Raw genomic sequence first — 22,244 nt, forward strand, 5'->3', positions numbered from 1 at the left:
TTCCATGAGGAGCGTTGATTTGGACGCCAAGACTCTATCGCCAGCCCCTCCCGAAGATGCCGCTTCCACGAGCGAGATCAAAGGCGCGCGTCGCTCGCGCGTAAGCGGCATCGACCGCGCGCTGCAGGTCATTGATTATCTCTACGAAACCGGTGCGCCGGCCGGAGCCTATGCGATTGCCAAGGCGGTGAAGGCACCCCTTTCGACCGTTTACGTCATCATCGACGATCTGGTGGAAAAGAACATGCTCGGCCGCAACGCCGACGGTACGGTCTGGCTGGGCGCCCGCCTTTATCATTACGGGCTTGCCTATGCGCGGTCGCTGGATTTCATGAGTGTCGCGACCCGCGAAATGCACGACCTCTGCCAACAGGCGGGGGAGACGGTTCAAGTCTGCGGCCGCGATGGCGATCATATGCTGGTGCTTGCCATGGCGGACGGGCCAAGCCATTTCCAGGTCACCTCCCGCGTCGGCACCCGCGTGCCATTGAACTGGACGGCATCCGGCCGGCTTCTGGTCGGCCACCTGCCGGAGAAGGAGAGGGTCGAGCTTTTCAAGCGCTGCGCGCGCACGTCCCCAACCGGCCGCGCCGAGATCGATGCCCGTGTGCTCTCGGACTCTGCGGGCAAGGCGTTTAACGAGCGCCTGTCGATCCAGGTGGCCGAGTCCGATTATGCGGTTGCCTGCATCGCCTCGCCGGTCGTCGACCGCAATGGCCAATGTGTCGCGACCATTTCGATTGTGCTGCCGGAACAGAAGGTCTTTTCCGACGGCAACCACTATGGACAGCAGGTGCGCGCTGCTGCCGAGCAGATCGAAACGTTGATGGGCTGGCGCAATCACTGACCTTGTTCTCCTCAGTCGTTGAGCGAGACGATCGCCTCGATCTCGACGGTGATGTTGCCGGGTAGCGATCCGAAGCCGACGGCCGAGCGCGCATGTTGACCCGCCTCGCCGAAGACCTCGATGAACAGGTCCGAGCAGCCATTGATGACGCTTGGATGATCCTCGAAGTGCGGAACGGCGTTGACCATGCCGAGCAGCTTCACCACCCGCTTCACCCGGGAAAGGTTGCCGAGTGCTTCATGCATGACGGCCAGGAGGTTGATGCCCGTGAGCCGGGCGTGCTGATAGGCACGATCAACGCCGACGTCTCCGCCGACCTTGCCGGCGTGGAGACGGCCGTCCAGCTCCCGTGGCCCTTGACCCGATAGATACAGCACATTGCCTTCACGAACATGGGTCACGAAATTGGCGATCGGCGGCGGCGGCGGCGGAAGCTCGATACCGAGCGCGGCCAGTCGCTCATAGGGTGTTTGCGCTGCGGAGGCGACCTGTATTGGAGACGTGTTCACGGATGCTCCTGCCATGCGATTGGAGTGTTTCAACTAGCGCCACGAGTAGCCGTGGCTGTGGCGGACGAGTTTGCGGGCGCGGGGAATATAGCGGGAGGCTGTGATCGCCTCGGCTCCGATGATCGAATGGCGCGGCTCGAACAGCTTCTGCAGGCGCGAGACGTCACCGTTGGAATCGGTCGCCTCAAGGTCCGCATCCACCAGGTCGAAGATGGTGAAATCTGCCCGTTCGCCGACCGCCAGCCGATTTGCCATCGAAAGCTTGATGACCGAGGCCGGTGCATGCGTGACCGCCTCCACCACCTTGTCGAACGGCATGCCGACCGAGAGCAGTTTGGACATGGTGGTCGCGAGATCCCAGACCGGGAAGTTCATGGAGTGGCCGTGCAGGTCCGTCGAGATCGAGTAGGGCAGCAGGCCACGCCTGATCGCCGCTTCCGCAACCTTGAAGGAGAAAGAGGCACCTCCGTGGCCGATATCGAGCCGAATGCCTTCGCCGGCGCAGCGTTCGGCGAGATTGTAGAGATCCTCATCTTCCATGATGCTGGAACCGGCCTTGCCGTTGAAGCAATGTGTGACGACATCGCCGGGGCCGAGAATTTCAAGCACCTCGTCATAGAGCGCCGGCGGCTCGCCGACATGCACCATCATCGGAACCTTCAGGATCTTGGCGATTTTCTTGCCGAGCTTGACGGGTGTCACGCCCCAGGATCCGGTGATCACATGACTGGCGCGGACCTTGATGCCGACGATATGCTCACTGTTCTGCGCGTAGCATTCGAGGATGCGGTCGAGGTCGATGTCCCTGATATCGCGCAGTTCCGGGACACGATTGCAGGCGACGAGGCCGATCGAACCGAGATTGAGGAAAGCCTTGATGCGTTCCCTGGATGGTTCGATGATATATTCGCGAAACCCATGAAAATTGGCTTCGCCGGCCGAACCCGCATCGACAAGGGTGGTGACGCCACGTTCGGCGCCGCACTCGGATGGGCGGATCGAAATGTCCGTGCCGCCATGCCAGATATGGACATGCAGGTCGATCCAGCCGGGAGAAATCCAGGCACTTTTGCCGTCGATGCGCTCGACGTCGGCGGGGGCGGCGAGCTGCGAGCCGGTGGCGGCAATCCTGCCGTCGGCGTCGACCAGAATGTCGATCACGCCGGCCGGTGTGTCGCTGCCGAAAGCCATGGGCTTCACATTGGTGAGGAGGAGCGGCTTGCCCGCTTTTTCACCGGTCATTTACAGGTCCTTTCGAAGTCTTGGATCGAGCATGTCCCGCAGGCCGTCGCCGACCATTTGCAGCGACAGCACGGAGAGGATGATGGCGAAGCCGGGGAAATAGGTCATCCAGTCGGCCTGGCCGATATACTGGCGGCCGGCGGCGATCATCGTTCCCCAGGTCGGGATTTCGGGGCTGACGCCGAGGCCGAGGAACGAGAGCCCGGCTTCGGCAAGCATTGCGCTGGCGAAAAGAAACGAGCCCTGCACCAGGATCGGTGAAAGGAGATTTCGCAGGATGTGCCGCGTCATGATATGGAATGTCGAGATGCCAAGGGCTCTTGCCGCTTCCACGTAGGGGAGCTCGCGGATGACCAGCGTCGAGGCCCGGACAATGCGCGCAAGTCGCGGCGAATAGACGATCGACAGCGCGACGATGACCGTCGTCAGAGAGGGGCCGAGGGCAGCGACGAGCGCAATGGCAAGCAGAATGTCGGGAAACGCCATCATCGCGTCGATCAATCGGGCGATCGGCGTGTCGAGCTTCTGGAAGAAGCCAGCGAGCAGGCCAAGCGTGACGCCGATTACCGCCGACAGCGCCACGACCGCCGCTCCCACGAGCAGCGACAGACGCCCGGCATAGATGGTGCGAGAGAAGACGTCGCGGCCGAATTCGTCGGTGCCGAACCAGTAGACCTGGCTCGGTGGCTTCAGTCTGTTGACGATCGAGAGTTTCGAGGGCGAATAGGGCGCGATCCACGGTGCCAGGACGGCAAGCAGCACGAAGATCGTCAGCACAAGGAGACCGACGGCGACGGTCTTGCGCTTCAGCAGGCGACGAAGGAATTTGCTGCGCTCGCCCCGCGCCCGCTTCGGTGTATCGGTGACAATATCGGCCATCAGTAGCGTACCCTCGGATCAACCAGCAGGTAGAGCATGTCGATCACAAAATTGATCAGGACGTAGAGGCCCGCGATGACGAGCAGGGCACCCTGGATCACCGGATAATCGCGGCGCAGCACCGCGGAGACGACGAGGCTTCCGACGCCCGGCAAGCCGAACACGGTCTCGGTGACGACCGCGCCGGAAATCAGTACCGCGGCTGTGAGGCCGAGAACGGTGAGAATGGGAATGAGCGCATTCTTCAGCGCATGCTTCAGGATGACGCGGCGCTCGGCAAGCCCCTTGGCGCGGGCGGTGCGGATATAGTCGTCTCCGAGCACATCAAGCATCGATGCGCGGGTGAAGCGCAGGATCAGCGCCGAGGAGACGAGGCCGAGCGCGAATGCGGGAAGCGTCAGATGATACATGCGGTCCAGGAAGCTTGCGCCCGGTCCGCCATAGCCGGATACCGGAAACATCCCCAGCCTTACTGCGAAGAACTGCATGAGGATCAGGCCGAGCCAGAAGCTTGGAATGCTCGCCGCCAGCATGCCGATCGTCATCGAAAGCTGGTCAATGAATGATCCACGCCGATAGGCTGCATAGATGCCGATCGGCAGCGCGATGACACCCGCAATGAGAAGCGAGAACAGTGTGAGGAAAAAGGTTGGCTCGGCGCGCTCAAGCAGTGCGGAACCGACCGGAATGTTGAGGAAGATCGACTGACCGAGATCGCCCTTCAGCAGCTGGCCGATATAGAACACGTATTGAACGAAGATGGACTGGTCGAGGCCGAGCCGAATTCGCAAGTCTGCAATATCCTGGGCGGTCGCGTCCGGGCCGAGCATGACGGCGGCCGGGTCGCCGGGCGTCACGCGCACGATCACGAAGACGATCGTCACGACGAGAAACATCACGACGATCATGCCTGCCAGGCGTTGAAGGATGTAGCGTATCATTCGTTCGGTTCCCGGGCCCGCAAACGGACAGGATCTGAGGCGGGCGCCGGCCACGGCCGGCGCCCGAACGTCTCGAAATGGCTTACTTCTTGATCGATGCGTTCCAGAAATAGGGCCACGGCGCCGGGTCGACGCCCTGAAGCTTGGTGGAGATCGCCGCAACGGCGTTGAAATCGCCGATCTTCATCATGGGCGCTTCGTCATAGATGGTCTTTTGAACGTTCGCCCAAAGCTCGACACGCTTTTTCGGATCGACCTCCGTGTTGAACGCGTCGACCGCGGCCTTGCTCGCGGGCGTGTTCCACCAGCCGGGCGAGCTTGCCGAAAGCGTGCCAATCAGGGCGGGTTCGGGCAGGAAGGGGCTGTGGGTGATGTAGATGTCCCACAATGCCTTGTCGGCGCGGCGCTGGGTGAGCGTCGCCCAATCGACCACCTGAAGATCGACCTGGAAGCCCGCAAGCTTCAGATATTCGGCGGCGACTTGCGCCATCTTGTAGTGGAACTCGTATTGGCGGCTGGTCAGGATGCGGATCGGTTCGCCGTTGTAGCCTGCGGCCTTGGCGGCTGCGGCGGCACCCTCCGTATCGGCGACGTTGTAGTTGCCTTTGACGCCGGCATCCGTGCTCCATGCATAGGGAGCGGGATACAGGTTGCCGTCAAGCGTATAGAAGTCCGTGCTGCCGAAGGCCGCTGCGAGCATGTCCTCCATGCTGAGAGCCTGCCGGATCGCCTTGCGGATCGCGACATTCTTCGCGATGCCGTCAGCTGTATTGAAGACGAAGACCGGATAACCGAAAGGCTTTAGAAGCAGCGGCTGCGTCGCCGAAGCGGATTTCAGCTTGTCGAAGGATTCGACCGGAAGAGAGTCGATATAGTCGTACTGGCCCGAAATGGCCGCCTCGACGCGCGTATTGGCGTCCGGGACCGGAACGAAGCGGATTTCATCGAGATATTGATGGCGCGCACCGCCGTAACCGTTGCTTTCTCCGTCGCGTGACTTGTAGCCATCGAAGCGGACGAGCTGGATATACTGGTCAGGCTTGCGCTCCTTCAGCATGTAGGGACCGGTGCCGATGAAGTCGGTCATCGTGTCAGCCTGCTTGCTGGCGGGGATGATGATGGCGGCGGAGTTATTAAAGGCAAGCAGCGAGGTGAGAGGGGCGTAAGGCTGCTTCAGCTTGATGACGACGGTGGCCGGATCCGCGGCGGCGATCGAGTCGATAAAGCCGCCCGCCTGCTTGCCACGCGATGCCAGCTTGATCCAGCGGTTGAGCGAGGCGACGACGTCGTTGGACGTCATGACACTGCCGTCGTGGAACTTGATGCCCGTCCTGAGCTTGATCGTATAGGTCTTACCGTCGGCGCTGATCTCGGGCAGGCTTTCGGCAAGAAGCGGCGTGGCGTTCCAGTTCTTGTCGAACGTATAGAGCGTCTCGAAGATATGTTGCGTGACGATGCCGACAAGATCGGCGGTTGAGGTCATCGGATCGAGCGTCGGCGGCTCTCCGATCGTTGCCACGTTTATGACGCCACCTTTTTCCTGGGCCATCAATAGTGAAGGAGCTGCAATCAGGGCAGCGGCAATCAGGAATCCGACTTTCAGATTCATCGAGTCTCTCCCATTTATGTTCCACAATTATGTTATATAAGCTTTTATAGAAGAATACAGGACGTGCGCTGCGTGTCAATGGTTCAGCAGATAGGTGAAAAACGCGCATGGGCCAGAGGAGCGGTTCGATCACGCCTTTGAAGGCGTCGCGGACAGCCAGGCTTCTCGCGCACGGGTATTTGGGCCAGAACTCGAGACCAATTGTGACCGACGTCCGACCGGGCAATCGTGGATCGGGATCCCCTGCCAATTCGACGCGTCGCGAAAATAGCGCTTGCGTGCCCATTATAATTAGGTAAGTTGCCTAATAAATGGATCGAGGCGCATGATTGCTGGAATTGATATCGGTGGAACCAAAACGCAGCTCGTCGTCGAGGCGGGCAGCGAGACGATGGGCGAGAGGGTCCTCCACACCGCCGAATGGCGGGCCCGCGTCGATCACGATGCGGATGCGCAAGCGCTTGTTTCGCTGCTGGTCGCAACGGCCGGCGCGGCGCCGGCGGTCACTGTGGTCGGCGCGCATGGATGCGACAGCGACGACGATCGGCTTGCCCTGCAGCGGAGACTGGCCCGGCACCTGCCCGGCACGGTTCTCGTTCTCAACGACTCCGAGTTGCTGCTGCCGGCAGCAGGCAAGGTCAGCGGCATCTCCGTCATCAGCGGCACCGGTTCGATTGCGGTCTCCCGTGACGCTTTGCGGAGGATGATCGCCTCGGGCGGCTGGGGCTGGTATCTCGGTGACGAAGGAAGTGCGAGCGGCCTTGTCCGCGAAGCTGCCCGCATCATTCGCTTTGCGCTCGATCAGGGCGAGGCGCTTGATCCGCTCGGGCGGAACTTCATCGAAGCCCTTGCCGTCTCATCGCCCATCGAGATTGGACGGACGCTCGGCGAGATCGGATCGGCGGCTGGAATAGGCCGGTTTGCACCCCTGGTATTCGAAGCGGCTGACGCAGGCTCGATTTACGCCGACAGGGTCATCGCCGCGGCCGGCGCCTCGCTTGCCGTGCTCGCCGCGCAATTGATCCAGCGCGGAGCACCGCGGGGCGATGTCGTAACCGGAGGCGGGGTCATTGTCCGGCAGCCGCGGCTGTTTGCAGCGTTCAAATCCGCCCTGAACGACCGCCTGCCGGACCTGACGCTTACCCTTCTCAGCGAGCCACCCGTAACGGGCGCGATGGCGTTGGCCCGCAAACTCAGGCTTGGCGACCTGCCGGCGACGTTGCCCCTGCCGCACATCGACGGCGAATTGAGAACTGCCGGTGATTGGAGAGCCGCATGACGTCCCAGAAGATCATTCCCGCGCAAAACTGGGGGCAGCGTGTGGTCGCGGTCCTGCTGATCGCGGTCGTCGCGCTGCTTGCATTCATGGTCGGCACAAGCCGTCATATCGCCTGGTCGGCCGTGCCGCAGTATATTCTCGACGACACGATCCTGGACGGGATCAGGCTGACGATTCTGTTCACCGTTCTGTCGATGATTATCAGCGTCGTCGCCGGTGCGATCCTTGCCACGATGCGGCTCGCGTCCAATCCGGTACTGTCAGGCTTTGCAAGTCTCTATATCTGGTTCTTTCGCGGCACGCCGCTGCTGGTCCAGATCATCTTCTGGTTCAATATCCAGCTCTTCATTCCGAGCATCGATATCGGATCCATCCATATCGATACCAATTCGATCGTTACGGCGTTCGTCGCGGCTCTCCTCGCCCTCAGCCTCAATGAAGCGGCCTACATGGCGGAGATCATCCGCGGCGGACTGCTCGCCGTCGATAGCGGCCAGCACGAGGCTGCTAAGGCGCTCGGTTACACGCCAGCCCAGTCGATGCTGCGCATTGTCTTTCCCCAGGCGCTTCGCGTCATCATCCCGCCGATCGGCAATCAGACGATCTCGATGCTGAAGACCACGTCGCTTGTCTCCGTCGTGGCGGCGCAGGATCTTCTGACGCGAGCGCAGAACATCTACGCCCGGAACTTCCTGATCATCGAGCTGCTGATCGTCGCCAGCATCTGGTATCTCGTCATGACCACGGTCGCCTCCGCCATCCAGCTCGTCATCGAACGCCGGCTTGGAAAGTCAACAAACCAGGCGCCCGGCCTTCTGCAAGGCGCATTGCGCCTCATGCGCGCCGAAGGGAGAAACGGATGAGCGCCCCTATGACATCCTCCGCGGCAAAGCCCATCGTCGAGGCGGTCGACGTCCAGAAATCGTTTGGTCCGCTCGAAGTGCTGAAGGGTATCAATCTCTCCGTCGGCAAGGGCGAGGTCGTATGCCTGCTCGGCCCGTCGGGGAGCGGAAAATCCACCTTCCTTCGATGCATCAACCATCTGGAGCGTATGACGAGAGGCCGAATTCTCGTCGATGGCCAGTTGATCGGCTATCACGAGCGCGGTGACGCGTTGCATGAGATGAGTGGCAAGGAACTTGCCGTCCAACGTCGCGACATCGGAATGGTGTTCCAGCGCTTCAACCTTTTTGCCCATCAGGACGTGCTGACGAACATTTCGCAGCCTCCGATTCTCAATCGCGGAAAATCGCGCGAGGAGGCCGTCGCCCGGGCGAGGGAACTGCTGAAGATGGTGGATCTCGAGGGCCGGGGCAGCGCCTATCCCTATCAGCTTTCCGGCGGCCAGCAGCAGCGCGTGGCGATCGCCCGGGCGCTGGCGATGAACCCGAAACTGATGCTCTTCGACGAGCCGACGTCCGCACTCGATCCCGAGCTTGTCGGTGAGGTCCTGAGCGTGATGCGCAAGCTCGCCGCGGACGGCATGACGATGATCGTGGTGACCCATGAGCTTTCCTTCGCCCGCGATGTCGCCGACCGGATCGTGTTCATGGATCAGGGCGTCGTCGTGGAGGAGGGGCCGGCGCGCGACGTGCTCGACAATCCAAGGCAGGAAAGAACCCAGGCGTTTTTGAGACGGATGCACTGACCGGCAGGCTCCGCAATGAGGCCGCACGTCCTTTACGTGCACCAGGAAAAAAGGGGAATACCAATGACAGGGAAGACCAGACTGACAATCATGTTCGCCGCGGTGACGATGCTGGCAAGTTCCACGGCATGGGCCGCCGGCGTCGACCAGAAACTGCACGATCTGCTGCCCGAAAAGATCATATCGGCCGGCGAGATCAAGGTCGGCACGGAGCCGCAGACGCCGCCCTATGATTTTTATGGGGAAGACAACAAGACGATCATCGGCCTCGAGCGCGAGCTTCGCGATGAGATGGGTGTTCGTCTCGGGGTGAAGTTTACCGATGTGCCGGCGCAATTTGCCAGCATCATTCCGGGCATTCAGGCCGGTCGCTTCGATATGGGCATGTCCGCCTTCGGCGATTTTGCCGAGCGCGAAAAGATCGTCGATGTCGTCAACTACATGCTTGAGGGCACCAGCATCATCGTGCTGGATGGCAATCCGAAGGGCGTTCACAAGCTGAAGGATGCGTGCGGGCTCAATGCGGGCGCGGTCCAGGGCTCGATCCCGCTGCAGCTTCTCGACAAGCAGAAGACGCTGTGCCCGGCCGACAAGCCGCTCAACGTCATGCAGTTTCCGTCGAACGATCAGATCAAGATCGCGTTGCAGAGCGGTCGCGTCGATCTTTCCATGGATACGACGGGTGTCGCCGCCTATAGCCTCCAGCATCAGCCTGAAGGCAACAAGAAGCTCGAGCTTGTCACCGGGACGCAATATGCGGTCGGCTACCAGGCGATGCTCGTCAGCAAGGAAGATCCGAAACTGCGCGATGCGCTTGCGGCGACCATGCAGTCGATGATTGCCGATGGCTCCTACGCCAAGATTTTCGAAAAATGGGGCCTTGGCGAAAACAAGCTCGACAAGGTCACCATCAATGATGCCGCGCGCTTTGCCGACTACATGAAGCTGGACTGAGATCCGGCAAATCCCTCGGCGGCCGCGATCCAGGCGGCCGCCGATTTCTTTCAAACATATGGGAATGAACATGACAGACAGAGTGCCCTACCGCGAAGCGATCGCATTGCAGCCCGCTGCCCTCAACACATGCTTCCATTCCGTCTCCAAGCGGCTGGAATCGCTCGACCTCGAACCCGTGACGCGTGGACCCACGGTTCTTGTCGGTATCGGCGCCAGCCTCTATGCGGCGGTGGTCGCTGCGGCCCAGATGCGCGCCCAGGGCCTGCGGGCCTTCGCCTTGCCGGGCACCGATCTCTACGATCCGTCGATCGATCTGGGAGAGGCCTATATTGCCTTCTCCGCCTCCGGACGCAGCGAGGAGCCCGCGCGCGCCATGGAGCTTCGTCCCAATGCTCATTCCTACGGCATCGCCAAGGCGGACGGCACGCCGATTTCCCGCGTGGTCAAGCATATGATCGCAACCGAGAGCGGCGCGGACAGCGGTCCGAATACGACAAGCTACCTTGGATCGCTGCTGAGCGCAGCCCTGCTTGCCGACAAGGCCGGTCGCTCGTCTGGAACGAACTGGAGTGAAATTTCGGGTCGCGCGGAGGCTGTCCTGAAGCAGACGCGCGCCCAGGCCGACAAGGCCGCCAGGCTGCTGGCCGGCAAGAAGTCCATCGATTGCGTTGGTGCGGGCACGGCTCTGGGCACTGCCGGTTACGCAGCGCTCCTCGTGCGCGAGGCGGCGCGCGTCGCGGCCCAGGACTGGGATACGCTGAACTTTCTCCACGGACCGATGGAGCCGAACGATAGGGACAGCGGCGTGCTGCTGTTCGGCAATGGCCGTGAAACCAAGCTTGCGAAGGATCTCGCCGGCTTCGGCATTCCTTCGGTTCTCGTGACCGCACGGACCGATGTCGCCGATGCAGACAATCTCGTCGTCATCCATGTGCCCGCCTTCTCCGAGGGGATTGGCGATGCCATCCTGCAGGCTATCCCTGCGCAGTTGCTGATTGCGACCCTCTCCGAGGACGCAGGCCTGCCGGTGTGCGAATTCCGCTACCGCCAGACGGACACCAAGCGCGATCTTTGAATTCCGCTCAGATGCTGATCTGGTCCGCCGTCAGCGCACTGGGATAGAGGAAGGCCGTCTTTCCTTCCTCTCCCAACAGCCTTGCCATTGCGAAGTCGATGGCGAGGCGTACCGCGCCAAGAACCGTTGCCTGATTTGACAACTGGCCATTGACCACTTCGACCGGCCAGCACAATTCCTTCACGACATCCCTGACCCCAGCCAGCAGCTGCGGGTTTTGCCCGACGCCGCCACCAAGCACGATCAGTTGCGGATCGAGTACGCTGACGCAGGCAGCAGCCAGGTTTCCGACATCACGGGCATGTTGCTCGATGATGGCGCGCGCAGTGGGAGACTGCTCCACGCGGGCAAAGAGTTCGCTGGTGCTTTTGGGCGGCGTGCCTTCATCGTCCGGCCATCTTGCGGCGGCACGTTCGAGAAGTGCCGCGGACCCCATGTAGGTTTCCACCTGTTGCCATCTCGGCTGCTCACGCTCGGACCAGGGGAAGGGCAGGTGGCCAATCTCGCCCGCGCCCCCCTTGAAGCCGCGAAAGAGGCGCCCCTCCAGCACGATGCCCATGCCGGTTTTCACGCCGATCTGCATATAGATCGCAAAGGAATAGTGCTTTGCCGATCCCTCGTGATACTCTGCAAGTGCCGCGCAGTTGACGTTGTTCTCAAGCAGCACCGGCGCACCATAGGCGGATTGCAGCCGCTCGAGAACGGGGATCAGGGTCTCGCGCCCGAACATTCTTTCCAGCGACGCCGAGATGATATTCGGCAGGGCAATTGCGATTGCGCGCAACGGCGTCGATCGCGCTTCGAACTGCGAAAACAACCGCGCGACAACCTCCTCGATCAAGAGGAAACGTTCATCGGCGGACTTGTCGGTGAACGGCATTTCCACGGCGCCGAGCGTTGCTCCGTCGAGGCCGCGCGCGATGGCATTGATATGGGTCGTCCCGCAATCGATGCCCATAACGAAGCCCGCCTTCGGGCCGAGGCCGTAGGTGACTGACGTTCGCCCGACCGAGCCGCGATTGATGCCGGCCGGCGCAAGCAGATCGTAGCGTTCAAGCTCGCTCACGGCCGCTGACATGGTCGGCTTGGAAAACATGAGCGCCGCGCTCAATTGCGGTCTTGTGGCGGGACCGCTGCTCGCAATCGTCCGCAGCACCGCCCGCGCGCTTTCCGTCAGCGGCGGCGCGTCAATTTCGGTCTGTTGCCAAGCTGTACTCAAAGGACACCCGGGGCGGTGAAGTCATTCGTAAAGCTCCCTTACCATCGGCTTGGCGGAATTGACAGCCGGATCCCATTGAAAAATATCGATCCGATCGGACGGGCCCGCGCCTCATCCGATCAGATGGCGGTAAAGCCGTTGTCGACGAAGAGATGGACGCCGTTGACGAAGTTGGACTCGTCCGAGGCAAGATAGAGGGCGGCTCGCGCCACGTCCTCGGGCTCGCCGATCCGCCCTTGCTGCGCGGCGATGGCGGCATCCGAGACGTCGATGCCGAGGGCCTGCAACTCCGCCACCTCGCGCAGTCCGTGCGGCGTGCGGATGAAGCCGGGGCAGACGGCGTTGCAACGAATATTGCGATCGCGGAATTCGACGGCGATGGCGCGGGCGAACATGTGAACCGCCCCCTTCGTCGTATCGTAGAGCACCTCCATCGGCGTTGCCGCAACCGCGGAGATCGACGAGGTGCAGACGATGGAGCCGCCGCCGGCGGCGATCATGCCCGGCAGCACGGCCCTGGTCATCAGGAACATCGAGCGCACGTTGACGCCGTGCAGCCATTCCCATTCATCGAGAGTCGTTTCGAGAAACGGTTTGATGACGATGGTGCCCGCGTGATTGAAGAGGACGGTCACGGCGCCGAAACGGTCTTCGATGCCTTTGACCGCCGAATTGACGGCCGCTTCGTCCGAAACATCGGCAACCCAGTGGTCGGCGATGCCGCCGGCATCGCGGATCGCGCGTACGGTCTCCGCCGCCGCATCGCCGTTGCGATCGATGATCGCGACCTTCGCGCCTTCCGCCGCGAACAGGCGCGACGCCGCACCACCCATTCCAGTGGCGCCGCCTGAGATGATGGCAATCTTGCCCTTGAGCCTATCCGTCACGCATTTCCCCCCCCGTTTGCCATTGTCCATCGGCGAAACTATCGCGGAAAATGCGCTTGGTTTTTCCGCGAAGCAAGAACAATCAATGGCATGACGTCAACTTCAAGCCGGCCCGGATTTTCCTGCGTCTGCCGGAATATCCGCCCGGCCGACCGCCGATCAGTTCGGATCGATCCGTTTGCCGTCCGGCGCAAACAGATGCAGTTTGTCGGGATCGGCCTGAACATGGCACTCACGGTCGAGAGCGATATTCGAGCGGCCGGCAACACGGAAGATGATGGTCTGGCCGTCCGCCAGCGCCCCATAGACATAGCTCTCGGCCCCCACCAGCTCGACAGCCTGCACCCGGACCTTCGCGCCAAAGGAGCCGGCTTGCTCCGCATCGGCAAGATGAAGGTCCTCCGGCCGGATTCCGATCGTCATCGAGCCGGCGGCGGCGCTGATATTCGACGGCATCGTAATGCCGGATTCCGCATTGACCTTGATCAGGTTCATCGAGGGCGAGCCGATGAACGAGGCCACGAAGGTCGTCGCCGGCTTTTCATAGAGGTCGATCGGGCTGCCCATCTGTTCGATCCGGCCGCCGTTGAGAACAACCAGCTTGTCGGCAAGCGTCATGGCTTCCATCTGGTCATGCGTGACATAGACGCTGGTCGTTGCCAGCGAGCGCTGCAGGCGCTTGATTTCCACCCGCATCTGCACGCGCAACTTCGCATCGAGGTTGGAAAGAGGTTCGTCGAACAGGAAGGCAGCCGGCTCGCGAACGATGGCGCGGCCCATCGCGACGCGCTGACGCTGCCCGCCGGAGAGCTGGCGCGGCTTGCGATCGAGAAAGGGCTCGATCTCGAGCGATCGCGCCGCGGATTGGATGCGCTGTTCTATCTCGGCCTTGGGAACATTCCGGTTCTTCAGGCCGTAGGCGAGATTCTGCCGCACAGACATGTGCGGATAAAGCGCGTAGTTCTGGAAGACCATGGCGATGTCGCGGTCGGAGGGCTCCAGGCGATTGACGACGCGGTCGCCGATGGCGATTTCGCCGGACGTGATGGCTTCGAGGCCGGCGATCATGCGCAAGAGCGTGGACTTGCCGCAGCCGGATGGGCCGACGAGCACCACGAGTTCGCCGTCGTCGATGTCCAGCGAGACGCCTTTGATGACCTCGATGTTGCCGCCATAGGTCTTGCGCACGTCTTTCAAGCTGATCTTGCTCATTACTTCTCCGTCTCCACAAGTCCTTTGACGAACCAGCGCTGCATCAGCACCACGACGACAATGGGGGGAATGATTGCGAGGATTGCCGTCACCATGACGAAGTTCCACGGGGTCGCCGCATCCGCGAAATCCACCATCTTCCTCAATCCGATGATGATGGTCGTCATGTGGGCATCGTTGGTGACGAGCAGGGGCCACAAATATTGCGTCCAGCCATAGATGAAGAGAATGACGAAGAGGGCGGCTATATTGGTGCGCGACAATGGCAGCAGGATATCCCGCATGAAGCGGAACGGGCCGGCATTGTCGATGCGTGCCGCCTCCACCAGCTCCCCCGGGATCGTCAGGAAGAATTGCCGGAAGAGGAAGGTTGCCGTTGCCGACGCCATCAGCGGAAGCGTCAGCCCGGCGTAGGTATCGATCATGCCGAGATCGACGACGACCTTGTATGTCGGAAGAATGCGCACTTCGACCGGCAGCATCAAGGTGACGAAGATCATCCAGAAGAAGACCATGCGCAGCGGAAAGCGAAAGAAGACGATGGCAAATGCGGAGAGAAAGGAAATGGCGATCTTGCCGACGGCGATGACGACGGCGACCACAAATGTATTCCAGAGCATCCGCTCGAGGCTGACGCCAACGACACGCTCGACTCCGCCGAAAAGAGCATCCCCATAGTTTGAGAGGAATTGGTTGCCCGGCAGAAGCGAGATCGGCGGTCGCAGGATATCGGCTGTCGTCAAGGTGGAGGCGACGAAGGTGTAGTAGATCGGAAACGCGACGACGATGATGCCGACAATGAGCATCAGGTGGCCAAGGAGGTTGGCGATGGGACGCTGTTCTATCATTGGCCGGCCTCACGCATAATGGACTCGCCGCTCGATGAAGCGGAACTGGAAGGCAGTCAGCGCGATGACGATGACCATCAGGATGACGGATTGCGCCGCCGAGGAGCCGAGGTTGAGATTGACGAAGCCGTCATTGTAGACCTTGTAGACGAGGGTCTCTGTCGCCTTGGCGGGGCCGCCGCCGGTCACGGCATGAATGATGCCGAACGTATCGAAGAAGGCGTAGACGGTGTTGACGACGAGCAGGAAGAAGGTCGTCGGCGCAAGCAGCGGAAAGACGATCGTCCAGAAGCGCCGGTTGCCTCGGGCGCCATCGATCGCGGCGGCTTCGATCAGCGACTTCGGGATGGCCTGCAGGCCCGCGACGAAGAAAAGGAAATTGTAGCTGATCTGCTTCCAGGCGGCCGCCACCACGACCAATGCCATGGCCTGGTTGCCGTTCAGGAGCGGATCCCAGGGGATGCCGTTGCGTCGCAGCAGGTAGGCAAAGGTTCCCATCGCGGGATTGAACATGAACAGGAACAGCATACCGGCGACGGCCGGCGCGATGGCATAGGGCCAGATGAGAAGCGTCCGATAGAAGCCCTGGCCGCGCACGACCTTGTCGGATGCCGTGGCGAGCCCAAGCGCGACGATCATCGACAATGCCGCCGTCAAAAGGCTGAAAATTAACGTCACTTGCAAGGAGTGGAGATAGGTCTCCTCCGACAGGATGGCCTTGAAGTTCGAAAGGCCGACGAAGCCGCTCTTCAGGCCGAACGGGTCCTCGCGCTGGGTCGATTGATAGAGCGCCTGGCTTGCCGGCCAGAAGAAGAACACGATCGTCAGTGCGATCTGCGGGGCAAGCAGGATGTAGGGAAGGATCTTGTTGGGAAAGACGACACGTTGCAAGACGGCCTCCATTGACCATGCAGGAAGCGCCCGCAGCCGTGCCGCGGACGCTCCGCCGGTTCAGTTGCCGATGGCTTGCTGGATCGCGGCGTTGCCGCGTTCGACGGCCTTGTCAAGTGCCGTCTTGGCGTCCTGCTTGCCGGCGAGCATCGCCTCGAACTCCTCGTTCATGATGTCGCGCACCTGCGGCAGGTTGACGAGCCGGACACCTTTGGAGTTTTCCGTCGGCGCCTTGCCCATCATCTGCAGGATCGGCGTCTCCCGGCCGGGGTTCTTGTCGTAGAAGCCGGATTTCTTGGTGTCCTCATAGGCGGCCATCGTCACCGGCATGTAGCCGGAAACCTGATGCAGGCGAGCCTGGATCTTGGTCTGGGAGAGGAAGTGGAAGAATTGGGCCACGCCCTTGTATTCCGCATCGGTCTTGCCGGCGAAAACCCAGAGGCTTGCGCCACCGGGTATCGTGTTTTGCGGCCCGTGTCCCTCATAATAAGGAAGCTGGCCGATGCCGTAGTTGATGCCGGCCTTGACGATGTCGCCGAGACCGCCGGACGATTCCGTCAGGATCGCGCATTCGCCCGACGTGAAGAGCTGCTTGGCTTCCGACGTGCGGCCGCCGTAGCGGAAGGTGCCGTCCTTGGCGAGATCGGCAATTGCCTGGAAGTGCTGGACGAAGAGGGGGGAGTTGAATTCGAGCTTGACGTCCGTGCCGCCGAGGCCGTTTTCGTTCGTGCCGTAGGCGACGTTGTTCCAGGCCGCAAGGTTTTCAGTCTGGATCCACGTCAGCCAGGTCGAGGTGAAGCCGCAGGGCGCAGCACCGCTCGCCTTGATCTTCTTGGCGGCGTCGAAGACTTCGGGCCAGGTCTTCGGCGGGTTTTCCGGATCGAGGCCGGCCTTCTTGAAGCTGTCCTTGTTGTAGAAGAGGATCGGGGAGGACGAGTTGTAGGGAAAGGACAGCATCGTGCCGTCCGGCTTGGAATAGTAGGAAACGATACCGGGCAGATATTCCGATTTGTCGAAGGTGTAGCCACCCTTCTTCAGCACGTCCGCCGCCGGCATGATCGCACCTTCCGCTCCCATCATGACGCCGCTGCCGGCATCGAAAACCTGCAGGATCGCCGGTGCCTGTTTCGCACGGAAGGCGGCGATGCCGGCGTTCAAGGCTTCCGGATAGGAGCCCTTGAAGACGGGCACGATCTTGTAGTCGTTTTGGCTCTCGTTGAATTCCTTCGCAAGCTGCTCGACGACCTCGTTATTGGCGCCGGCCATGGCATGCCACCATTGCAGCTCGGTTGCTGCAAGCGCGTGCGTCGCGCCCGCGATCGACATGGTCGCCGCCGCCAGGTGGATTGCAAAAGCTCGAATGGACATATATCCTCCCTCATTGAATTTATTGGCGTAAATGCAGTCTCGCTTCGTTTCCGCCGATCCCGAACCCTCCTCCGGTCCGCAATTGGCATTGTCTGGAATGTCACATCGTCATGGCGCCCGCTTTGCAAGCGCGTTCAATGTACTGTAGCGCCTGCTGCCCATCTGTCCAGACGTTGGCAAGGATTTTATAAGCCAGCTACTCTTCCGGCCTGTCGATCGTGCCGGATGCGCAAGCCGCAGAAAGAGGGGAAACCTTGGAGATCACGGTCATCCGTGGTCGCTCGAAGCGATGGAGATCTTCCGGCATATAAATGCATGAAGCGACCAGAGTCCGGTCGCTTCAATCGGGTCGGGCGTATGGGCAAGGCTTTGGCTAGGTCGTCCGGTGCGAACGAAGCCGGCATTTTGCACGCTGGCGCCTCGAACGGGAGTTATCGGGAACCGCAAGGGCGCCTATTCATCAGAAGCGGAATGGACGCCGCGCATTCAAGATGCGCGTGCTGACGGCATCGCCCCGATCGGAAATGCCCGGTCGTATGCGATGTTGAAGAAGAACGCGTAGACCAGGTAAAAGGCGACGATCGCGATATCCATCGCCAGCGCGGTCACCAGGCTGATCCCGAGATACCAGGCGATAAACGGAATGAGCATGACGATCAGGCCGGCTTCGAACAGGGCGGTGTGGGCGAGACGGATGGGTATGGTCTTCCGCACGCTGCCCTTGAGGCGCAGCATGGCCTTGTCGAATCCGACATTGAAAATGAAATTCCACACCGTCGCCGTCGTGGCGGAGATGATGCCGACAATACCCATGTGTTCAACGGGCTGATCGAACAGCAACGCAGCGCCCGGCGTGAAGACCGCCAGACCGATGAGTTCGAACATGACCGCATGTCGGATGCGGTCTTTGAAGGTACGCATTTCGATGTCCTCTGTTGTTGTTGTCGATCGCGGTTCTATCTGATATTCACCATAGGTAAAGTTAGATAGTATCTGGAATTCGGATAGATGACGGTTTCGCTCGAACAATTGGAGGCTTTCACCACCGCCGCCGAAGCTGGCTCCTTTTCGGCGGCTGCGCGGCATTTGCGCAAAGCGCAGTCGGCGGTCAGCCTGCTTGTCTCGACGCTGGAGGACGATCTCGGCGTCAAGCTTTTCAGCAGGGCGACCAGGAATCCGATATTGACCGACGCTGGCCGGCGGCTGTTGCCGGAGGCCAGGTTGCTTCTCGACCGCCGTGAACATCTGATCGGTGTTGCGAGAAGCTTCGAGGAGCATGTCGAGACCCGGCTTGCCGTCGCCATCGATGAGCTTTACCCCGAACCATCGACCGGGGCGCTGTTTGCAGCCTTTGCCGAACGCTTCCCGCATGTGGAGCTTGAATTGCTGTTTCCGCCGACCAGGGATGTTGTCGGGCTGGTTCTCGGCGGCAAGGCCGATCTCGGCGTGATGTGGCGGCAGGAAGACCTGCCGCCGACGCTGGGTTTCCACACAATCGGCTGGGTGCCTCTCATTCTGGTGTGTGGTCGCGACCATCCCCTGGCGCAGTCCCCCGTGACATGGGAGGAGCTTAAGCGCCATCGTCAGATCATGGTGACAAAGCGCAGCGACGGCATGGAGACGCATCGCCTGCGCGTGGCCGCCGAGGTGTGGTGGGTCGAAAGCCATTGGGTCATCCTGCAGATCCTGCAGCAAGGCATAGGCTGGGCGCTGATCCCCGCGCATATTCTGGAAAACTCGCCGCTGGCTCCGAACCTGGCAACGCCGCAGCTTCAATTCGACGAGGGTGCCCATCCTGTCGCGCTGGAGCTCGTGTGGCACAAACAACGCCCGGCCGGCCCTGCGGGCAAATGGCTTCGCGAGCAGTTCGCGGCAAGCGGAATAGACTATCGAAAGCCCGACGAGGGCTAGGATGGCGATGGCCGCAACGGCGGGCTCCGACGCTACATGCTCACTGTCTTCGCTGTCGAATTCACATGATCGCCGGCGCCCATCATTTCCACCTATTTGCTATTGCAGATAGGACGAGTCGAAGTCGGCCAGATGCTCCAGCTTGTCGAAATCGAGAAGCTCTACCCAGCCATCGTGAAATGTCATGGCATTCAGCTCGCGCAGATGCCTGAGAACACGATTGAAATGAACGGCTGTCAAACCCAGGGCGTCGGCAATCAGCGACTGGGTCAGAGGGCATTCATATGCCGTCTTCATGTCGGGATGTGCAGTGCTCAATCTCGAGCCGAGTTCGAGAAAGAAGTGAGCCGTCCTGTTGACAGGTCGCCGCCGACCGACGTCAACCAGATGCTGGCTGACGATAGCCTCATCTCGAAACGCCAGCCAAAGAATCGCCATGGCGAGGCAGCTATTAGAGCGAAGAGCGGCAAGCAGGCTTTCGATATCTATCTCGCCGACTTCAATGCGTGTTACAGCACAAAGATTGTCATCGGCATCGGGGATCAAAAGCCGTCGAATACCGATGAGATCGCCTGGCACATGAAAATTGATGATCTGCCGTGTCCCATTGCGCAACAGTGCATAGGAACATGACCATCCCGATTGGAGCAGATACGCATTCTGGCCCTGTTGATCTTCATGGATAAGATCGCTCCCTTTCGTGAAGACGCGCTTTCGCATCACAAGCGCATCGAGAACTCCCATGGTCTTGGTCAGACAATCCATATGCAGAGCAGGATGGCCCATGCTCCTGTTCGTAGACAGCGAAGGATGGTTGAATTGATGTGCAGGTGAAAATGGATCATGTGGCATGAGAAGTGCCTTCAAGGTTCGATGCCGAGACACTACCCCCTTGCAGGAAATATTATACCTGGTCGCATTATTCTAAAACTAAACTCGGGTTAATGATTGCAAGAAGGTAAGCCGCGCGCCCAATCATGAGCCGATGGCTTCTGCAATATTTACAAGATATTAGGCTAAAGACCATCGATCTCCAGCAGTTGACATCACGAGCGCGCACTTCTTGATGAAGCAATTGTGATAATATTTTTCAAAGTATTGATACTCTCTATTGCAGCACAATACACAGAAATTCGATGGCACATAAGAACGGCCATCAGCCCATGCCGACCCGGCGATATCCGTGGGCGAAATTCCCTATCGAGAACAAAAGCTAAGCGGCAATAGTCGTTGCCGCCGGTGACGACACGAGACGGCGATATCATGACCTCCGCGACCGGCGATGATGTGCCCGATGGTCGGCAGGTACATCAACGATGAGCATCTTCCTGGTGCCCGGTACGACCCGAAGGCGTGGATGCATTGATTAGGATTATATCGACGCATCACGAAGCGGCTCAGATTGAGGCATGCGGGTGCTTGTACAAGCAGCTGCACTTCGGAAACTCAAGATCATGCCTGTTCGGAAGAACCGGCAATCGCTCCTGATGGAGATTGAAATGTTCAAGACACCCAAGTCAACGATCGTGTTCGCCGTTCTGGGAACGACCTTTGCCGCTCTCGCGGCCTCGTCTGTTCCCAGCTTTGCCGCATCGACCTGCGCGGGAGATCTGCGGCTCACCAGAACGGAGTTGCGCGATACGCCGAACGGTCAGCAAAAAAGCGAAGCCATGGGACTTTATTCTGCTGCGATGAACGCGCACGACAATGGCCAGGAAGGCCGCTGCCTGGGAGATATCAATCGCGCCGACGCGGTACTGACCGCTGCCTCCGATCCTTCCCCGTCCATGTATCCCTTCGACCCCGGCAATGTTGGCGTGGACCCTCCCTCCACTCCTGCGCATCATCATGGTGACCATGGAGAACACGGCCACGGGCACGATCACGGGCGGCACTAGACTTTCGTCCTGCCGGATAGATGCAAGCGAATTGCGCTCCACCCGCGATGGGAGTCGCGGGTGGTGGCTTCTCATGGCTTAGGTCTGTTCATGGGCTCGATAGGTCTGGGCCCCCATACCAAAAGACGAATGCGGATATCGCGTCATCCAGCCATGCTCGGTCGACCGCCGACGGGCGGCCATTCGCCTGGGACATGTCAAATCAATGGCTGCCGGCGGCGCGAATTGTTGCCAATCGGCAACATAGTGTAACAAAACATGATTTTTATATTCATGTTTTATCCGACCGCAAACCAAGTCGCTGAAAGCAAAAACAATAGGTTACCGCACCATTTCCGCGCGGCGAGATCATGCTTCACCCGTTCCATAGAATGAATCCAATCTATAGCGATTGCGGAGGCAACACGGTCTTTGTAATGGCTGATCGGACGCATGGCGGAAGATCGCGGGGGTATGTCGGGTTTGCGATGACGAGTTGGGGCAGCAAGATCGGGCGGCTTTTTGTTGAGCATCACCGGCGGTTGGAAACCCTGGTGCGTAGAAGCGTTCGCAATCGCGAGACGGCGGCCGATATCGTACAGGATGTCTTCGTCCGTGCTCTCGCGGCGGGGCCAAGGGCAACTGCCGAGGACGATCGCAATGTGCTCTATGCGGCAGCCAGGAATGCGGCCATCGAACATCACCGGCGCGAACATAGAAGGGCCGAGATAATCTCCGGCGTCCTGCCGGAGCAGATGCACTCCTCCACCTCATCGACGGAAGCAGGCCTCGAGGCGCGGCAAGCGCTTTCCGCGCTCGACGAGGCGCTGGCCGCACTGTCGCCGAAGTGCAGGGATATTTTTCTGATGCGCCGCGTGGACGGGCTTTCGAACAAGGAAATCGCTCGCCTGCAGGGAATTTCCATCAACAGCGTCGAAAAGCATATCGCGCGAGCCCTGCGCCATTGCCAGGCGAGCCTTGCCGATCACATCCGGGAAGAGAACTGAAATCCTGTCATTGTGAGACACGGCATTTCACCCGTCGC

22 protein-coding genes are annotated in these 22,244 nt (G+C 60.3%); 9 read left to right on the forward strand and 13 right to left on the reverse strand.

From position 1 onward, the window contains the following. The first annotated feature begins 4 nt into the window (after positions 1-4). Entirely contained in the window at positions 5-847 is an 843-nt protein-coding gene (locus tag ACQZ6J_RS26720) for an IclR family transcriptional regulator (RefSeq protein ID WP_449086345.1), read from the forward strand. An 11-nt stretch (positions 848-858) separates the two neighbouring features. On the opposite strand, the gene ACQZ6J_RS26725 is transcribed toward ACQZ6J_RS26720, so the two are convergent. The 5 genes from ACQZ6J_RS26725 to ACQZ6J_RS26745 form a co-directional block, all read right to left on the reverse strand. Next, positions 859-1,371 carry a RidA family protein gene (locus tag ACQZ6J_RS26725; RefSeq protein WP_163988252.1) on the reverse strand — a complete coding sequence of 171 codons (513 nt, stop codon included), beginning with the start codon at positions 1,369-1,371 and terminating at the stop codon, positions 859-861. A gap of 18 nt (positions 1,372-1,389) precedes the next feature. After that, positions 1,390-2,598, reverse strand: coding sequence for an amidohydrolase/deacetylase family metallohydrolase (locus tag ACQZ6J_RS26730; RefSeq protein WP_449086346.1), 1,209 nt, complete (start codon positions 2,596-2,598; stop codon positions 1,390-1,392). Then, on the reverse strand, positions 2,599-3,477 hold the full coding sequence (locus ACQZ6J_RS26735; protein WP_449086347.1) for an ABC transporter permease: 879 nt from the start codon (positions 3,475-3,477) through the stop codon (positions 2,599-2,601). It abuts the gene before it with no gap. Next, positions 3,477-4,418, reverse strand: a complete 942-nt coding sequence (locus ACQZ6J_RS26740) for an ABC transporter permease (protein ID WP_449086348.1) — start codon at positions 4,416-4,418, stop codon at positions 3,477-3,479. The genes ACQZ6J_RS26735 and ACQZ6J_RS26740 overlap by 1 nt, the downstream gene beginning before the upstream one ends. A gap of 82 nt (positions 4,419-4,500) precedes the next feature. Further along, positions 4,501-6,027: an ABC transporter substrate-binding protein gene (locus ACQZ6J_RS26745; RefSeq protein WP_449086349.1), complete on the reverse strand. Its 1,527-nt coding sequence runs from the start codon at positions 6,025-6,027 to the stop codon at positions 4,501-4,503. 325 nt (positions 6,028-6,352) lie between these two features. On the opposite strand from ACQZ6J_RS26745, the gene ACQZ6J_RS26750 reads away from it, so the two are divergent. The 5 genes from ACQZ6J_RS26750 (at position 6,353) to ACQZ6J_RS26770 (ending at position 10,986) form a co-directional block, all read left to right on the forward strand. Continuing rightward, positions 6,353-7,306 (forward strand): N-acetylglucosamine kinase, encoded by a 954-nt coding sequence (locus tag ACQZ6J_RS26750; RefSeq protein WP_449086350.1) that lies wholly within the window; start codon positions 6,353-6,355, stop codon positions 7,304-7,306. Beyond that, positions 7,303-8,169, forward strand: a complete 867-nt coding sequence (locus tag ACQZ6J_RS26755; protein WP_449086351.1) for an amino acid ABC transporter permease — start codon at positions 7,303-7,305, stop codon at positions 8,167-8,169. The genes ACQZ6J_RS26750 and ACQZ6J_RS26755 overlap by 4 nt, the downstream gene beginning before the upstream one ends. After that, entirely contained in the window at positions 8,166-8,954 is a 789-nt protein-coding gene (locus ACQZ6J_RS26760; RefSeq protein ID WP_163988266.1) for an ATP-binding cassette domain-containing protein, read from the forward strand. Before ACQZ6J_RS26755 ends, ACQZ6J_RS26760 begins: the two co-directional genes overlap by 4 nt. Before the next feature lie 63 nt (positions 8,955-9,017). Further along, positions 9,018-9,908, forward strand: a complete 891-nt coding sequence (locus ACQZ6J_RS26765; protein ID WP_163988268.1) for an ABC transporter substrate-binding protein — start codon at positions 9,018-9,020, stop codon at positions 9,906-9,908. Positions 9,909-9,978: 70 nt separating this feature from the next. Continuing rightward, the gene (locus tag ACQZ6J_RS26770) at positions 9,979-10,986 is read left to right on the forward strand and encodes an SIS domain-containing protein (protein ID WP_449086352.1); all 1,008 of its coding nucleotides are present in this window, start codon (positions 9,979-9,981) and stop codon (positions 10,984-10,986) included. Positions 10,987-10,993: 7 nt separating this feature from the next. Here the strand turns inward: ACQZ6J_RS26770 and ACQZ6J_RS26775 are convergent, their stop codons facing one another. The 7 genes from ACQZ6J_RS26775 to ACQZ6J_RS26805 form a co-directional block, all read right to left on the reverse strand. Beyond that, positions 10,994-12,205 carry an ROK family transcriptional regulator gene (locus ACQZ6J_RS26775; protein ID WP_449086353.1) on the reverse strand — a complete coding sequence of 404 codons (1,212 nt, stop codon included), beginning with the start codon at positions 12,203-12,205 and terminating at the stop codon, positions 10,994-10,996. 119 nt (positions 12,206-12,324) lie between these two features. Continuing rightward, complete coding sequence (locus ACQZ6J_RS26780; protein ID WP_449086354.1) at positions 12,325-13,092, reverse strand: SDR family NAD(P)-dependent oxidoreductase; 768 nt, start codon at positions 13,090-13,092, stop codon at positions 12,325-12,327. Positions 13,093-13,251: 159 nt separating this feature from the next. Continuing rightward, the gene (locus ACQZ6J_RS26785) at positions 13,252-14,304 is read right to left on the reverse strand and encodes a sn-glycerol-3-phosphate import ATP-binding protein UgpC (RefSeq protein ID WP_449086355.1); all 1,053 of its coding nucleotides are present in this window, start codon (positions 14,302-14,304) and stop codon (positions 13,252-13,254) included. Then, on the reverse strand, positions 14,304-15,152 hold the full coding sequence (ugpE, locus tag ACQZ6J_RS26790; RefSeq protein WP_449086356.1) for a sn-glycerol-3-phosphate ABC transporter permease UgpE: 849 nt from the start codon (positions 15,150-15,152) through the stop codon (positions 14,304-14,306). Before ugpE ends, ACQZ6J_RS26785 begins: the two co-directional genes overlap by 1 nt. Positions 15,153-15,161: 9 nt before the next feature. Continuing rightward, positions 15,162-16,043: a sn-glycerol-3-phosphate ABC transporter permease UgpA gene (ugpA, locus tag ACQZ6J_RS26795; protein ID WP_449086357.1), complete on the reverse strand. Its 882-nt coding sequence runs from the start codon at positions 16,041-16,043 to the stop codon at positions 15,162-15,164. Between the two features lie 60 nt (positions 16,044-16,103). After that, positions 16,104-17,411, reverse strand: a complete 1,308-nt coding sequence (gene ugpB, locus ACQZ6J_RS26800; RefSeq protein WP_449086358.1) for a sn-glycerol-3-phosphate ABC transporter substrate-binding protein UgpB — start codon at positions 17,409-17,411, stop codon at positions 16,104-16,106. A gap of 486 nt (positions 17,412-17,897) precedes the next feature. Then, positions 17,898-18,332 carry a PACE efflux transporter gene (locus ACQZ6J_RS26805; RefSeq protein WP_163988285.1) on the reverse strand — a complete coding sequence of 145 codons (435 nt, stop codon included), beginning with the start codon at positions 18,330-18,332 and terminating at the stop codon, positions 17,898-17,900. 87 nt (positions 18,333-18,419) lie between these two features. Here ACQZ6J_RS26805 and ACQZ6J_RS26810 point away from each other — a divergent pair, with 87 nt between their 5' ends. Then, on the forward strand, positions 18,420-19,322 hold the full coding sequence (locus ACQZ6J_RS26810; protein WP_163988287.1) for a LysR family transcriptional regulator: 903 nt from the start codon (positions 18,420-18,422) through the stop codon (positions 19,320-19,322). 99 nt (positions 19,323-19,421) lie between these two features. Here ACQZ6J_RS26810 and ACQZ6J_RS26815 read toward each other — a convergent pair whose 3' ends face one another. Continuing rightward, the gene (locus tag ACQZ6J_RS26815; RefSeq protein ID WP_449086359.1) at positions 19,422-20,189 is read right to left on the reverse strand and encodes a Crp/Fnr family transcriptional regulator; all 768 of its coding nucleotides are present in this window, start codon (positions 20,187-20,189) and stop codon (positions 19,422-19,424) included. A 632-nt stretch (positions 20,190-20,821) separates the two neighbouring features. Between ACQZ6J_RS26815 and ACQZ6J_RS26820 the strand changes: the two genes are divergently transcribed. Continuing rightward, positions 20,822-21,220, forward strand: a complete 399-nt coding sequence (locus ACQZ6J_RS26820) for a hypothetical protein (protein ID WP_449086360.1) — start codon at positions 20,822-20,824, stop codon at positions 21,218-21,220. A gap of 467 nt (positions 21,221-21,687) precedes the next feature. Then, positions 21,688-22,206 carry an RNA polymerase sigma factor gene (locus tag ACQZ6J_RS26825; RefSeq protein ID WP_449086361.1) on the forward strand — a complete coding sequence of 173 codons (519 nt, stop codon included), beginning with the start codon at positions 21,688-21,690 and terminating at the stop codon, positions 22,204-22,206. Positions 22,207-22,244 lie beyond the last annotated feature (38 nt).

The organism is Rhizobium sp. A37_96, from assembly GCF_053521765.1.

Excerpts from the sequence above, each read along its gene's own strand:
- ACQZ6J_RS26720 (WP_449086345.1), top strand. The coding sequence starts at position 5 with ATGAGGAGCGTTGATTTGGACGCCAAGACTCTATCGCCAGCCCCTCCC.
- ACQZ6J_RS26725 (WP_163988252.1), bottom strand. The coding sequence starts at position 1,371 with ATGGCAGGAGCATCCGTGAACACGTCTCCAATACAGGTCGCCTCCGCA.
- ACQZ6J_RS26730 (WP_449086346.1), bottom strand. The coding sequence starts at position 2,598 with ATGACCGGTGAAAAAGCGGGCAAGCCGCTCCTCCTCACCAATGTGAAG.
- ACQZ6J_RS26735 (WP_449086347.1), bottom strand. The coding sequence starts at position 3,477 with ATGGCCGATATTGTCACCGATACACCGAAGCGGGCGCGGGGCGAGCGC.
- ACQZ6J_RS26740 (WP_449086348.1), bottom strand. The coding sequence starts at position 4,418 with ATGATACGCTACATCCTTCAACGCCTGGCAGGCATGATCGTCGTGATG.
- ACQZ6J_RS26745 (WP_449086349.1), bottom strand. The coding sequence starts at position 6,027 with ATGAATCTGAAAGTCGGATTCCTGATTGCCGCTGCCCTGATTGCAGCT.
- ACQZ6J_RS26750 (WP_449086350.1), top strand. The coding sequence starts at position 6,353 with ATGATTGCTGGAATTGATATCGGTGGAACCAAAACGCAGCTCGTCGTC.
- ACQZ6J_RS26755 (WP_449086351.1), top strand. The coding sequence starts at position 7,303 with ATGACGTCCCAGAAGATCATTCCCGCGCAAAACTGGGGGCAGCGTGTG.
- ACQZ6J_RS26760 (WP_163988266.1), top strand. The coding sequence starts at position 8,166 with ATGAGCGCCCCTATGACATCCTCCGCGGCAAAGCCCATCGTCGAGGCG.
- ACQZ6J_RS26765 (WP_163988268.1), top strand. The coding sequence starts at position 9,018 with ATGACAGGGAAGACCAGACTGACAATCATGTTCGCCGCGGTGACGATG.
- ACQZ6J_RS26770 (WP_449086352.1), top strand. The coding sequence starts at position 9,979 with ATGACAGACAGAGTGCCCTACCGCGAAGCGATCGCATTGCAGCCCGCT.
- ACQZ6J_RS26785 (WP_449086355.1), bottom strand. The coding sequence starts at position 14,304 with ATGAGCAAGATCAGCTTGAAAGACGTGCGCAAGACCTATGGCGGCAAC.
- ugpE (WP_449086356.1), bottom strand. The coding sequence starts at position 15,152 with ATGATAGAACAGCGTCCCATCGCCAACCTCCTTGGCCACCTGATGCTC.
- ugpB (WP_449086358.1), bottom strand. The coding sequence starts at position 17,411 with ATGTCCATTCGAGCTTTTGCAATCCACCTGGCGGCGGCGACCATGTCG.
- ACQZ6J_RS26805 (WP_163988285.1), bottom strand. The coding sequence starts at position 18,332 with ATGCGTACCTTCAAAGACCGCATCCGACATGCGGTCATGTTCGAACTC.
- ACQZ6J_RS26810 (WP_163988287.1), top strand. The coding sequence starts at position 18,420 with ATGACGGTTTCGCTCGAACAATTGGAGGCTTTCACCACCGCCGCCGAA.
- ACQZ6J_RS26820 (WP_449086360.1), top strand. The coding sequence starts at position 20,822 with ATGTTCAAGACACCCAAGTCAACGATCGTGTTCGCCGTTCTGGGAACG.
- ACQZ6J_RS26825 (WP_449086361.1), top strand. The coding sequence starts at position 21,688 with ATGACGAGTTGGGGCAGCAAGATCGGGCGGCTTTTTGTTGAGCATCAC.